The 12,774-nt window shown below is 65.4% G+C and carries 13 protein-coding genes; 5 read left to right on the forward strand and 8 right to left on the reverse strand.

The annotated features are described in order from the left end of the window. Positions 1–47: 47 nt before the first annotated feature. Entirely contained in the window at positions 48–3,857 is a 3,810-nt protein-coding gene (locus tag ACZ6WH_RS20110; protein WP_469729744.1) for an nSTAND1 domain-containing NTPase, read from the reverse strand. 189 nt (positions 3,858–4,046) lie between these two features. On the opposite strand from ACZ6WH_RS20110, the gene ACZ6WH_RS20115 reads away from it, so the two are divergent. The 3 genes from ACZ6WH_RS20115 to ACZ6WH_RS20125 all read left to right on the forward strand — a co-directional run bounded on the left by ACZ6WH_RS20115 (position 4,047) and on the right by ACZ6WH_RS20125 (position 6,377). After that, positions 4,047–4,457 carry a peptidase inhibitor family I36 protein gene (locus ACZ6WH_RS20115; RefSeq protein ID WP_469729745.1) on the forward strand — a complete coding sequence of 137 codons (411 nt, stop codon included), beginning with the start codon at positions 4,047–4,049 and terminating at the stop codon, positions 4,455–4,457. Positions 4,458–4,529: 72 nt separating this feature from the next. Continuing rightward, complete coding sequence (locus ACZ6WH_RS20120; RefSeq protein ID WP_469729746.1) at positions 4,530–5,411, forward strand: hypothetical protein; 882 nt, start codon at positions 4,530–4,532, stop codon at positions 5,409–5,411. Positions 5,412–5,702: 291 nt separating this feature from the next. Then, positions 5,703–6,377: a PepSY domain-containing protein gene (locus ACZ6WH_RS20125; protein ID WP_469729747.1), complete on the forward strand. Its 675-nt coding sequence runs from the start codon at positions 5,703–5,705 to the stop codon at positions 6,375–6,377. Positions 6,378–6,600: 223 nt separating this feature from the next. Here ACZ6WH_RS20125 and ACZ6WH_RS20130 read toward each other — a convergent pair whose 3' ends face one another. The 4 genes from ACZ6WH_RS20130 to ACZ6WH_RS20145 all read right to left on the reverse strand — a co-directional run bounded on the left by ACZ6WH_RS20130 (position 6,601) and on the right by ACZ6WH_RS20145 (position 8,920). Next, a complete protein-coding gene (locus ACZ6WH_RS20130) occupies positions 6,601–6,897 on the reverse strand; it encodes a hypothetical protein (protein ID WP_469729748.1) in 297 nt (98 codons plus the stop codon). Between the two features lie 116 nt (positions 6,898–7,013). Then, entirely contained in the window at positions 7,014–7,544 is a 531-nt protein-coding gene (locus ACZ6WH_RS20135; RefSeq protein WP_469729749.1) for a hypothetical protein, read from the reverse strand. A 419-nt stretch (positions 7,545–7,963) separates the two neighbouring features. Further along, positions 7,964–8,356: a hypothetical protein gene (locus ACZ6WH_RS20140; protein ID WP_469729750.1), complete on the reverse strand. Its 393-nt coding sequence runs from the start codon at positions 8,354–8,356 to the stop codon at positions 7,964–7,966. 111 nt (positions 8,357–8,467) lie between these two features. Then, complete coding sequence (locus tag ACZ6WH_RS20145) at positions 8,468–8,920, reverse strand: hypothetical protein (protein ID WP_469729751.1); 453 nt, start codon at positions 8,918–8,920, stop codon at positions 8,468–8,470. A 359-nt stretch (positions 8,921–9,279) separates the two neighbouring features. On the opposite strand from ACZ6WH_RS20145, the gene ACZ6WH_RS20150 reads away from it, so the two are divergent. Then, on the forward strand, positions 9,280–9,462 hold the full coding sequence (locus tag ACZ6WH_RS20150; protein ID WP_469729752.1) for a UTRA domain-containing protein: 183 nt from the start codon (positions 9,280–9,282) through the stop codon (positions 9,460–9,462). Between the two features lie 152 nt (positions 9,463–9,614). On the opposite strand, the gene ACZ6WH_RS20155 is transcribed toward ACZ6WH_RS20150, so the two are convergent. Next, positions 9,615–10,646, reverse strand: coding sequence for an aldo/keto reductase (locus ACZ6WH_RS20155; protein ID WP_469730008.1), 1,032 nt, complete (start codon positions 10,644–10,646; stop codon positions 9,615–9,617). 161 nt (positions 10,647–10,807) lie between these two features. Between ACZ6WH_RS20155 and ACZ6WH_RS20160 the strand changes: the two genes are divergently transcribed. Beyond that, positions 10,808–11,077: a hypothetical protein gene (locus tag ACZ6WH_RS20160; protein ID WP_469729753.1), complete on the forward strand. Its 270-nt coding sequence runs from the start codon at positions 10,808–10,810 to the stop codon at positions 11,075–11,077. A gap of 295 nt (positions 11,078–11,372) precedes the next feature. Here the strand turns inward: ACZ6WH_RS20160 and ACZ6WH_RS20165 are convergent, their stop codons facing one another. Together ACZ6WH_RS20165 and ACZ6WH_RS20170 are read right to left on the reverse strand one after the other, a co-directional pair. Further along, positions 11,373–12,218 (reverse strand): SDR family NAD(P)-dependent oxidoreductase, encoded by an 846-nt coding sequence (locus tag ACZ6WH_RS20165; protein ID WP_469729754.1) that lies wholly within the window; start codon positions 12,216–12,218, stop codon positions 11,373–11,375. Positions 12,219–12,246: 28 nt separating this feature from the next. Then, positions 12,247–12,660 carry a PPOX class F420-dependent oxidoreductase gene (locus tag ACZ6WH_RS20170; RefSeq protein WP_469729755.1) on the reverse strand — a complete coding sequence of 138 codons (414 nt, stop codon included), beginning with the start codon at positions 12,658–12,660 and terminating at the stop codon, positions 12,247–12,249. Between the last annotated feature and the right edge of the window lie 114 nt (positions 12,661–12,774).

The following is a 12,774-nucleotide window of genomic DNA, read 5'->3' on the forward strand; positions in this document are numbered from 1 at the left end:
CCTGGTCGAGGACAATCCGCGCCACAGGGCCGAAAGAACAACTGGCCTCAAGGCCTGCAGACCGGGCCGGGCGATGCGTCTGGGAGGTAGGTGGAACGTTCTTGCCTCGTGAGATTGCGTCCGACAGCCGTACAGACGTCCTTGACGGCGGCGGCCGCCTTCGGGAGCTCGACGTCCCAGACCTGTACGGCCTTTCCGGCGCTGCCGGCCAGCGTGTGACCAGTCGGACTGAACGCGACCGTGCCCAGCGGACGTGGGTCGCCGGTGAGCGTCTCGCGAGCGCGGCCAGTTTTGGTGTCCCACAGTCGTACCGTGCCATCTGTGCTGCCGGTGGCCAGCGTGCGCCCATCCGGGCTGAACGCCACCGAGTACACACCTTCTTCGTGGCCGGTGAGAGTGGTGCGGACGCGGCCGGTAGTCGCGTCCCGCAACTTTGTGGTTCCCGTTTCACCGCCGGTCGCCAGGGTGCGCCCGTCCGGACTGAACGCCATGGCGCTCACGTCCTCATCGTGGTCGGTGACGACAGCACGCGACCGTCCTGTCGTGGCGCTCCAGAACCGCACCGTGCCCTGGCTGTCTCCCGTGGCCACAATGCGATCGTCCGGGCTGAACGCCGCTGCGGAAACTCCTCGCTTGTGGCCGGTGAGAACTGCGCGAGTACGGCCAGTTTCGATGTCCCACAGTCGCACCAGGGCGCCGCGGCGTCCTCCGCTGACGGCCAGAGTACGCCTGTCCCGGGTGAACGCCAGGGGGAAGGGAAAACCGTCAGCCGGGCCCGTGCGAGTGGTACGAGCGCGCCCGGTCTTGATGTCGGACACGCGCACTGAGGCTTGACTGCCTTCGCTGTTGCTGCCAACGGTGATCAGAGTGTGTCCGTCCCGGCTGAACTCCACCAGGTTCACGTAGCTCTTGTGCCCGGTGACAGTGGTACGAGTGCGGCCGGTGGCAGTCGTCGACACCCTCGCCGTGCCGTCCTCGCTTCCAGTGGCCAAGGTACGCCCGTCCGGGCTGAACGCCACCGAGTACACCTCCTTCTTGTGGCCGGTGACGGTACGGCCGACCCCGGCGTCCCACACCCGGGCCGAGGCCTCGCCGCCGGTGACCAAGGACTGTCCGTCCGGGCTGAAGGCGAGCGATCCGACCCGGCCTTTGTGCCCGAGAAGAGTCATCCGGGTACGGCCCCTCTCTGTGTCCCACATGCGCACCGGGCCGTAGCCACTGGTGGCCAAGGTGTGCCCGTCCGGGCTGAAGGCCATCGCGGTCACCTCACCGGGGTGACGGCTGGTGAAGGTGGTGCGGGCTTTGCCGGTAGCCGCGTTCCACAGCCGCACGGTGCCTTCGGTACTGCCGGTGGCCAAAGTGCGTCCGTCCCGGCTGAAGGCCAGCGAGTTCGCTTCTTCGTGGCGGTCGGCGAGGGTGGCGCGGGTATGCCCGGTTGTCGCGTTCCACAGCCGCACTCTGTTGTCGAGGCCGGTGGTGGCCAGCGTCCGACCGTCGGGGCTGAAGGCCAGCGAGGAGATGCCGTGGCCTGTGAGGGTGGCCTTCGGACGGCCGGTCTTCACGCTCCACAGCCGCACTCCGTTGTCGAAGTCGGTGATGGCCAGGGTCCGGCCGTCGGGGCTGAAGAACACCCAGCCCAGGTCGTCCTGCCGGGTGAGAGGAATGGCGCGCACCTGACCGGTCTTGGTGTTCGCGAGCCATACGCCGCCGTCAGCGCCGCCTATCAGGAGGGTGTCTCCGTGTGGGCTGAACGCCACGGAAGCCACTTCTCCTTTGTGGCCGGTGAGAGTGGTGCGGAGCCGGCCGGTGGCGGCATTCCACAGACGCACCGTTCCGCTCCAGCTGGCTGTGGCCAACGTGCGCGCGTCAGGGCTGTACGCCACGGCGACGCCTGTGGTGTCGTCCGTCGCTTCGCCGTTGACGGCGGGGAGGCGGTGTCGAAGGGGGAGGTCTGCTGCCTTGTAGAGGCTGGTGGTGGCTTCGACTGTGGGGCTGGTGCGGTACGCCTGGACGGCGAGCAGGGCGGCGAGATCGGGGTCGGTGCCGATGAGCGTGTCGGAGCGGCCGGCGAGTTCGCGGGACTGGGCCTGTTGCTGAGCCGCGACCGCGACACGGCGTTGGCTCTCGGCGTCTTCGCGTTGCATGTAGGCGGTGACTGCCGCGATGAGGGCGAGCACGAGGAGAGTGGCCAGGGCCGCGGTGAGGAAGCCCGCGTGACGGGAGCGTCGTTGCTCGGTACGGGCACTCCGGTGAAGGAACTCCCGTTCGAGGGTGTTGAGGGCATGGCCCTGGTGCTGCATCCATGCTTGGGCGGTGGCGAGCTGGGTGCCCCGGTAGAGGACGGCGTTGTCGCGGTTCAGTTCATGCCACGTCGAGGCTGCGGTGGTGAGCCTGCGGTGGGTGCGGATGGATTCGCGGTCCTCATCCAGCCAGCGACGTAGCCGTGGCCAGGCGCGGATCACTGCCTCGTGGGCGACCTCGACCGTGCCGTGGGAGAGGACGAGGACGCGTCTGTCGGCCAGCCGTCGCAGCAGTGTGTCGAGCTCGCCCGGTGTCGTGAGGCCGTCCAGTTCGGTGCGTGCGAGGCGGCGGCGGGTGTCCTCGGTGGCATCGCCGAGTGCGGTCAGGCGCAGGAATGTCTGCCGCATGATCTGCTGCTGAGTAGCAGTGGCCTCGTGGTAGAGCCGTTCGCAGGTCTGTGCCACGGCTCCGCGCATTCCCCCTGTCGCGCGGTAGTCGGCCAAGTGCAGGGCTGCGCCGTGGTGCCCGGTCCATGCTTCGCGCAGCGCGTGAGCAACCAACGGCAGGGCGCCGGGCTGGTCGGCTGCTTCACCGAGCACGACCTGCAGCAGGTCGGCATCCACGCTCACGCCGCCGCGGGCGGCAGGGGCAGTGATGATTTCGGCGAGCTCATCCCGGGTCGGTGGTCCCACGGGTAGGTGGGCGGCCGTGCGAGCGGCCGCGGCGAAGCCGGGGTGGGTGAGGCACCGTGGGTAGAAGTCGGCCCGGACCCCGATGATCAGGTGTGTCCGGCTTTCGGCGGCCCGTACGAAATCGGCCATCGCGTCCAGGAAGGCAGTGCGCTCGGGGTCCGGCGCGCCCGATGTGTAGACCTCTTCGAACTGGTCGACCACCACCAGGACCCGGGTGGCCTCGGGCCGGCCGGCCAGCCAGGTCCGGACGGCGAGATCGAGCGCGCCTGGGTCTTGCGCGATCCGGCCCCGCAACGTGTCGGCATCGGCATCGATGAGGTGAGCCACTGCGGTGGCCATCTCTTCCAGGGGCCGCGCACCGGGAGTGACCAGTACCGCGTGCCACCGCTCGTCCAGGTCAGCGATCAGCCCGGCCCGCAGCAGTGAGGACTTCCCGCTGCCCGAGGCGCCGAACACCACCGTCAGCGGCCCCCGTTCCACACACCTGGCCAACTCCTTGGTCAAAGCGGATCGCCCGAAGAACACCTCGGCGTCCTCAACCCCAAAGGCCGCCAGACCGGGGTAAGGGCACGGAATGCTTGATACCTGAACGCTGTTCGCGCGGTCACGTGCCGCTGCGGTCGCAGCCGCCTGCCAGCGCACCTCCCACTCCGCGCGCTCCCCTCCGCACGCTTCGACATAGGCCAGCAGGACGTCCAGGGACGGCAGCCGCTCGCCCTTCGCCGCATCCGCCAACGTGCTGGCGGAGTAATGAGCTTTCTTGGCCAGCGCCCGATAACTCGGCGATCCAGAGTCTTCCCGCAAGCGCCGCAGCTCCCACGCCAGCCGCTCCACGGGCCCGGCCGCGGGATCCACCGGCTTTTCCGGTCGGCCCAACCGCGCCTTTCGCGGCTTGGCCACGCCCTGCTGACTGTCCCCCGCCATACCCACTCCCCCCGCTACCCGGCGCGTTGCCATGCCGAGTCACACAAACCCCATCAAGCACATTGTTCGCTTTGTTTGTCGCCTGCTGCCAGCGCTTTCGGACAACTCCGTACCCCGAGAGGTTGATGGTGCCGAGGCGACGAGACGCCGCCCGGCACCCGACAAACGCCTCAACGCAAGGACAGATCTATGAAGCGCAAGACCGCTACGGCAATCGGCATCGCCACCCTGTGCGCCGGTGGCCTGCTCACGCCGGCCGCTACCGCTGTCGCCGCGTCCCCCAGCACCCAGACCACTGCCGCTGCCTCCGCGCCCCTCGCAGCCGCCAAGTTCACCCTGTACCGCCACGACGACTACAAGGGCGGTCACTGCTCCGTCACCAAGAGCGACAAGGACCTGCGGAACAACGACTGGATCGGCGCCAAGAACTCCTGCAACAACGGCGCCAGCTCCATGAAGAACAAGACCGGGCACGCGGTCGTCCTCTATGACGGCAAGGGCTACACGGGCCGCACCTACTACGCGAAGGCGCACTCCGAGGACAGCGACCTCACCAACAACGGCTTCGACAACAAGGCCAGCGCCATCCGGTTCCGCTAGCACGCAGCACCTCTGCACGGGCCGCAAGGCGCGAGCCTTGCGGCCCGTGCAGGACCGTCCGGAAGAAAGCCCATGCCCATCCGACACACCCGCCGTACGGCACTTCTCGCACCGCTGCTCCTGGTGGGGGCCTGCGCAACGCCGGCCACTCCCCCTGAGGAGAACGGAAGGCCGTCTCTTCCTGCGCCCACACGACAGGTCCACCGCCTTGTCCTCCCCTTCGACGCCTACCAACTCTCGCTCGCCGAGTACTACACCGTCTCCACCGCCCAGGACCGGTTGATCCGCGCCTGCATGGGGCGCCTCGGCCACGAATGGACATCCGTCGACCGCCCTGCCCGAGCGGTGGAACTGAAGAACCGCCGCCGCTACGGCGTAATCGAACCCGCCGTGGCCGAGCACTTCGGCTATCACGCCCCCAAAGAGCTCCTCGACCCCTACCAGGTGGCACAGCTCGAAGAGGAACGTGAAGCGGCCCTCTCCCCTGAGGCCAAGAAGGCGGCTCTCGACCCGAGCGACGGGTGCTCGCTCAAGGCCCACCGCCAACTTCTGCGCGGTACAGACACCGACTACCGCACACTCGACACACTCGACACCAAGAACTTCAAGGACTCTCAAACGGCGCCCGCTGTGAAAAGGGCCATGCGTGCGTGGAGCACGTGCATGCACGACGAGGGATACGACTACCCGAGCCCTGAGGAGGCGGTGAATGATCCTCGCTGGTGGGAAAATGCCACGGCGGGCGCCTCACGACAGGAAATCACCACGGCCAGGGCCGACGTCCGGTGCAAGCAACGCACCGATCTGGTCCGGACATGGTTCGCCGCGGAGAAGAATCTCGAGGAAAGCACCGTGCGTCAGCACGACCGCTACTTCCATGGCCTGAAGACCGCCAAGCTCCGGCAGCTCCGGACCGCGCGTGCCGTCCTGACCGACCGTGAGAGTGAGGGCTAAGGCCCCTTTCTACACCGTTGGTTGGTGGTTGTCCCGGACATCGGGACTGGACGGCAGGGGTGGATCGCTCCGGGCGGCTTCCGCAGGCGCACCGCGTAGAGGGGCTGACGCGATACCGACACTGTCCCGGCGGGGATGACTCCTTCGCTCGTCCCGGGGCCGGAACCTGAAAAGGGCTTCAGGATTTCAGGCTGCGTTCAGGTTCCGTTGTGCACTGTGGTGAATGTCGGAAGGGCGCGACAGGGCCCGCCGGCGGAACCACACCGCACCACGATCCGGAGGAACGTTCCCATGAAGGCCACCGCCAAGCGCACGCTCACCCCCCGCGCCATCGTCCTCGGCACGGCCGCTGCCGTCGCACTGATCGGTGGCACGGGTGCCGCGACGGCCTTCGCCGACGACGACGCCCCGGCCCCGCACTCCTCGGTCCAGCTCTCCCAGAACGAGCGCCACCTGGACGACACGGCCAAGGACCGCGCGCAGGTCAAGGCCGACAAGGTCAGCCAGTCCGAGGCCACCGCCAAGGCCCTCAAGGCCGTCCCCGGCACCGCGACCTCCGCCGAACTGGACACCGCGGACCGCAACGGCTCCCTCATCTGGGAGGTCGACGTGCTCGGCAAGGACCACAAGAACCATGACGTCACCATCGACGCCGGCAACGGCAAGGTCCTCAACCAGCACACCGACCGCGACGACGACGCCGCCCAGGACGCCGCCGAGACCCAGGCCCAGGTCAAGGCCGACAAGATCGGCCACGACAAGGCCACCGACAAGGCCCTGAAGGCCGTCCCCGGCACCGTCACCTCCTACAGCCTCGACGACAACGACCGCAACGGTGCCACCGTCTGGGAGGTCGACGTCCTCGGCAAGGACCACAAGAGCCACGACGTCACCATCGACGCGGCCAGCGGCAAGGTCCTCAACCAGCACGTCGACCAGGACGACCACGACAGCGACGACGACTGATCAGAGTCATCCGGCGCCTGCGTCGACGGCCCGGCGCCGCTCCCCCGTGGACTCGTTTCTGCGGCACACCCACTCCCAACCGACAGCACTGAGCCCCGGCCGCACGAGTACGGCCGGGGCTGTAACCGTAGGCGCGCCCCGGCACATCCCGGACTTCGTCAGGCGAAGCCTGCGCCGCTCCTCGAAGGCGGTGCCTCAGAGTTTCGACCGCGCTGGGGCGTGGTTACCTGCATTCCGACAAGTAGTGGTCAAAGGCATGGCTCTTCGCCTTGCCTGCAATGGCCTTGGAGTACGCGTCGGCGTTCAGTACCCCCACTGCGAGCCGGGTGTCGTCTTCAACGTTCTTCGTATTCGCGCATGCCGCCACCACGAACCAATCATCGTGGGATTCGTCATCCGAGATGCCGTACTTGGCATCCTTACCGGTGACGGGCTTCGACAGGTCGTACGAGACCATTGAGGAGTCCTGCGGCAGTTCGCCTTCCACCTGAGCGACGGACTGGCCGACGAGCGAGTCCACAGGCGTGTGAGGCTCAGTATCTGTACCGCACCCCGCAAGAACTATTGCTACTGCCGCGGCACTGGCCACCGCACCGGCCCGGGGAAGTGCGGACGTGAAATGACAGCGACGTAGGCTCATATGACCTTGCAGCTTACCTTCGCGGGCGCAGGATCGAAAGCGTACTTCCACCCACTGGTGCCGGCCTTGTAGTCAAGGGGCGTGGTGATGTGCTTTTCAATCTTGTACTTGTACCGAGTACCAATCGGGTAGGCGACGAGCGAGTGCCCCTTGCCTACCTTTGCGCTGCACGTCACTGACACGGACTGCGTCTTCGCCTTGCTGATGTTCAGACTCGCCGCGACGCCGTCATGGCTCATACCGAACCCTGCATCGATCGTGCGCGTCGCCGACGCAGTCTTATTGATCATGCAAGTCATGCCCTTCGTCTGCGCCGTGCAGCGGGCTATTTCATTCTTGGTATTTGTATAGTTCTTCTTCGACGTCTTACTGATGAGCTTGCTGTATTTCCCGACAGCTGCTCGGGTCGAAATCTCGCCGTTCTGCTTCTGGACGGCGGAAGGTGCAGATTCACCAGTGCTGGCGTGAGCTGCGGTGGTCGCGAAAGCGGTGGACAGAAGAGCCAGCGCGACCCCGACTGCTCGCATGGTCGATCTACGAGACATAGAAATCCCCCTATGTGTAACTGGCGGCCGTGGTCAGCAGCCGTCGACAGAAAGATCATACGGACGAGCTATGCGGAAGTCTCATTTGCTCTTTAGCGTGCGATGTGCAAGCGCCTCAACCTCGGCGATCGAACTGCGGCAACTAGAGGAATCCGTGTGGCTGTTGGCCGCCCGGCCGTTGGTAGGGCGGTACACATTGGGTGCCGGCCGTAAAATCAGGGGCATTCTGACTCAGATGCGCGGTCAACCAATTCGGTTCCACTCAAGGTGATGATCGGCATCACAACGAGTCGCCCCACCGCTGCTTCCGCAGATCGGCCTGCTTCCCGAACCTTCCTCCCCTGTCGCGCTCAGCTACCTCATGACGGGAATCGGCACTGCATGTTCTTCAGCAGAAGGCCTTATTCAGCGTTCCACGCAGGCAGGCGAACGGAGTACTCGCGCCCCTGGTGCTCGCCTGACTCCAACTGGCTTCCGCTGGGGTACTCAATCTTGTACCCAGAAGGAGACAGGCGGTTCCGGTATGTAGTCGCAAACCGTTCTGCCGTCTGTCCATTAGCCAGAGCCGCGATAACCTCGGGCAGAGTTTCACGCGACGTCTCAAGCTCATAATCCATGGACACACGCACATCAATACCGGTCCTCATGACCAGCGAATCTCCGAGGTCATCGAAAACGATGGGGCAACCGGTCTCCACTGGCACCAGAATCCAGGTGCGCTCATCGAGTTGACGGAAAATTACCTTCCCGTCTTCCTCGAAGGATCGGATGATCGACACAACGTCGTCACGCATGCGCTTCCTTCCAAGATGCTTATCTTGAACCGCATTTTAGCGGTGCGGGGAACGCAGGCGGCCCTCACCCGTGGGCTCGGGAGAGGGCCGCGTACGTTCAACTAGGAGTCCTCAGCACGGGTTCTTGACAGCCTTGCTGTACTGCCAGTGCATCGACTTTGAGGGGACTCCCCTGTACACGCCGTGACCGCGACTGGCCGTCCTGAACGTGCCCTTGCGGCACTTGTAGTTCCTGGTCTGATTGCGGTACTTCTTATTTCCCTTGGGCTTCTTTACGCTCTCAGACTTGCTCTTCGCTGCAGTGACCCACTTACCCTTCACCTTCTTCTGCAGCTTTACGGTGTTCACGAGTGAGTCAATACCCGCGGTGCACCAGTACTGAGACTTCCCAACGATCCACCCGGGCTTGCCGTGGGATTCGTGAGGACGGTTAGGGTTCACCTTGCAAGTTATTTGCCCCATCGCCGCGGCAGAGGTGGTCTGGGCCTCTGCGGCTGGGATTCCTGCGAAGGTCGTCGCTGCAACAGCGACAGCAAGAGCGAAGCCCCTTGCGGCGCGCTTCATAACTTTCTCCCCGATTGAAACTAATCCCGAGGATCCTACGTGATCTTGATCTTTTGGAGCAACCCATAACGGGCTTCCACCGGCCGAAGATTGATTGACCAGTAAAGCATTCGCCATGTCGTGACGCCGTCACTTCGAGCACTCACGGCAATTTCTCGGCATCCACCCGAGAGAAGATCAGCTCGCTCTCGTCGGCGATCGGTCCGCGCCACCGGACCCTTGGGCCCCGTGTCGCAGGGCAGCGGGGTAGCTGCCGACCGCGTAGTCATTGGCCAGCCGGTACACGTTGAACTCGCGCTTGGTGAACGTCTCCAGCAGCTCGTCAGCGGACTGCCCCAGCTCGGCCAGACGAAGCCGGGGTGTTGGGGATCCCGCCCGGGGTCTCCGTTCTGGCCGTACAGAGGACATCCGTCGACTCTCGCGGCCGAATCGTGGAAGTCGCGGACTTGCTGTTCTCTGGCGATCGCATCGCAGCGGTTTACAGGACCTCGGTGAGGAACATGGCTGCCGCCACCCGCGCCCACCCGCGAGGCATCATGTAGCCCGCCCACGGAGTTGTTGCGGTGTCCCCCGCTGTGGGCGGTGTCTGCTCCCGCGAGCTCGCGAGCCGAAGTCACGCAGGACGGTGCCGGTACGGCCAGCGCTGGCTCAATCGCGCACCACGTCGTCGCGGGGCGAAGCTTCTCTCGTGCGATCAGCCCCGGCGGGAGGGGCGTGAACGTTCCCTGGGGCGCGCCAGCACATCGTACGGGTGCGGCAGCGGACGTTCGCTCGCCTCCGCCAGTCGTGCTTCCTGCTCCGGTGTCAGCTGCCAGCCGCAGGCGCCAAGATTGTCTGTCAGCTGGTCCAGGGTGCGCGCCCCGATGATCGGTGCCGTCACGCCCGGGCGCTGCAGCAGCCAGCGCAGCGCCACTTGCGCCGGGGTGTGCCCGGATTCTTCGGCGACCGCGAGAACCGCGTCGACGACGCGCCAGGTCTCCTCGTTGTCCCGATCCCGCCAGCCTTCACGGCCCTGCTGCTCCTGGACCGCCGCCTCACGCGAGCCTTCCGGGGCCGACGTCATGCCACGTCGGTACTTGCCAGAGAGCCAACCGCCTTGCAGCGGACTCCACGGTATGACTCCAACGCCCTCCGCCTCGCTCAGCGGGAGCAGCTCCCACTCCAGTTCCCGCGACAGGAGGTTGTAGAGCGGCTGCAGACAGACGAATGGCTCCCAACGATTGAACCGCGCCACATCGAGCGCCTTCTGCAGCTGCGACGGCGTCACGCTGCTCGCGCCCAGGTATCGCACCTTGCCGTCCCGTACGAGAGTGTCCAGGGTCGACAGGGTCTCCTCGATAGGTGTCTCTGCATCCCACATGTGCGTCTGGTACAGGTCGATGTAGTCCGTCCCAAGACGGCGCAGGCTGCCTTCGACGGCCTTCAGGATGTGCTTACGGCTCAGGCCCGAAGCGTTCCCACCGGCCTCGCCCATCGACCCGAACACTTTGGTCGCGATGACGAGGTCGTCGCGATTCCCGCGGGCCTTGAGCCACCGGCCTACGACCTCTTCGGATGCACCCTGCCCGTAGATGTCGGCCGTGTCGATGAAGGTGCCGCCCACCTCCGTAAACGCGTCCAGCATGCGGTGCGACGTCGCCTCGTCCGCACTGTCGCCGAACGTCAGGGTGCCCAGGCACAGTTCGCTGACGCGCAGCCCCGTCCCGCCCAAGAATCGCTGCTCCAGCTGCTGTGACTGCCCCATCGATTCCGCCCCGTCCTTGAGTCGGCCAATGAGGCCACCCAAGACGCTGAGGCTGACAGGAGCAACACGTTTTCGAGGCTGGTGCTGTGCGCGATCACCGGAGTGACCAATCATCCTCTGAGCCGGTTTGATGGGGTATGACAATGCTCCAAAAGCTCACTGGGTTCGCGCTCACCGTGGCATCACTCGGCACCAGCTTCGCCACCAGCACCCCCGCCTTCGCCGGCGGCCTCGGGGGACTCCTCGGGCAGGTGCCGCTCGCCGGCGCCTTGAACCACTGCGGCGGAGCAGATCTACCTGTACAAGCTGATCAAAACAGCCAACAAGGGGAACTTTTGCTCAATAACAACAATCGGAACACCGCCGATAGCAACAACCAGGCTGGCGCCGACAATGACCTCGACGACGGTTAGCGCACTCCATCGAGAGCCCGTGTGTGACGGCAAAGGGCCGACAGTGCAAAGCCGCTAAGGATGCTGCGGCCTCTGCAGCGTTTCCCGCGCTGAGACGCAAGGCCAGGGGCGAGCCTGCAGTGCCGCGCTCAAGGAGCGAAATGGCAGCGATGCGCTGCCTCACCGACTACCCGCCCGTTACTTGTCGAAGTCGAGATCCAGCATCCGGATCGCGTTGCCGCGCAGCAGCTTGTACGTAACGTTCGTCGGGAGGCCGGCGACGTGGCCGGAGGTGGAGGAGCTGGTGTCTGCTATCTCAGCCTCTCGTCATCCCTGTTGCCCAGTCGGCCAACAGCTTTTTGGTGTGCAGGTGTAGCCGCCGCGCTTCCTCGACCGTGAACCCCGGGCCGCGTGGGTTGAGCGGCACGTCCCGCACGTAGGCGCTGAGCGGGGCAGTGGGCGGGTCGTCCAGGAGCCTGACGATCGGCACTATGGATTCGTGGACCGGCTGGGCGGACCGGCGGATGACGTTGATCTGCGCCATGACGTCCGGTGTGTACTGCCCCGAGAAACTGGTGCCGACCGTGCCCGGGTTGAGCAGTACATACCGCACCTTCGTCCCCGGCCGGGTGTCCGCGAAGGCGACACCGAGCAGATCGTTGAGTCGCCCGCCTTGCATGAGCGCCCGTTGCCCGTCGTACCCCCTTGCAAGCTGTAGGTCTTCCCAGCAGATCTCCCCTTCGCCGCCAGGCCCAGCAATGTTCAGGATGACCGGCGCATCGGCGGATTCGAGCAGGTCGACCAGCCCATGGCTCAGTACGAAGCGGCTGAGGTAGAAGTGGGCAAAGGTGTTCTCGAAGCCTTCGGCGGTGACCAGGCGGTTGGTCCGGAAGTGCCGGGCGCACAGCACCAGGGCGTCGATCTGCGCGCAGGAGGACCGGATGCGTTCGACGACTGCCTTGGTCTCGGACAGCCGACTCAGGTCGGCGTGTATGAAGTGCGCCCTAGCTGCCGCGTCACGTCGTCTTGCGCCATCGAGCCACGCCTCACCCTTCTCCATGCTGCGCCCGACGACCACTACCTCCTGCCCCCTTCCCAGGTATGTGTCGGCGATGGCCTTGCCGATGCCGTCCGTGCCGCCAGTGATGACGTAGGTCTTCATCACGGTGATCCCTTTCTGCTTCTTCGCCTCACAGGAACCGGGACGCGATCTTTTCGGGCGTGACGTGGACGGTGACCAGTTCCGGGAGGGTGGCATACGACTCCGGGTGGTGTTCGGCGTAGGGCTTGCCGGTGTACTTGACGGCAAGTTCGTCCATGCGCTTGCTGCTGCCCGCACTCTCCAACCGGGCCGTGCCGCTGATCACCGCGTAGCTGTAGGGCTCGTCGGGTGGGCTGACCGCCACGCTCAGTCGGGGGTCTCGGCGCAGATTGCGCACCTTGAGCTTGTCGACGCCGGTCACGAAGAGGACGCGGTCGCCGTCCCTCCCCACCCAGACCAACGACTGGTGCGGGCTCCCATCAGGCTGAAGGGTCGCCACGGTGACGAAGACCCTGGAATCGAGGACTTCTTTCAATTTCTCGGACAAGTGGACCGGGCTCACGCAGGACTCCTGGGACGAAGGAAGAGGCGACGGCTAGCGCGCCGAGCAAAGCGCTTAATGCCACAACTATGTGTCACTTAACATCTGACTTGCAATAGATGTGTGTCACTTCTT

The sequence above is a fragment of the Streptomyces sp. NPDC050806 genome, assembly GCF_055586425.1.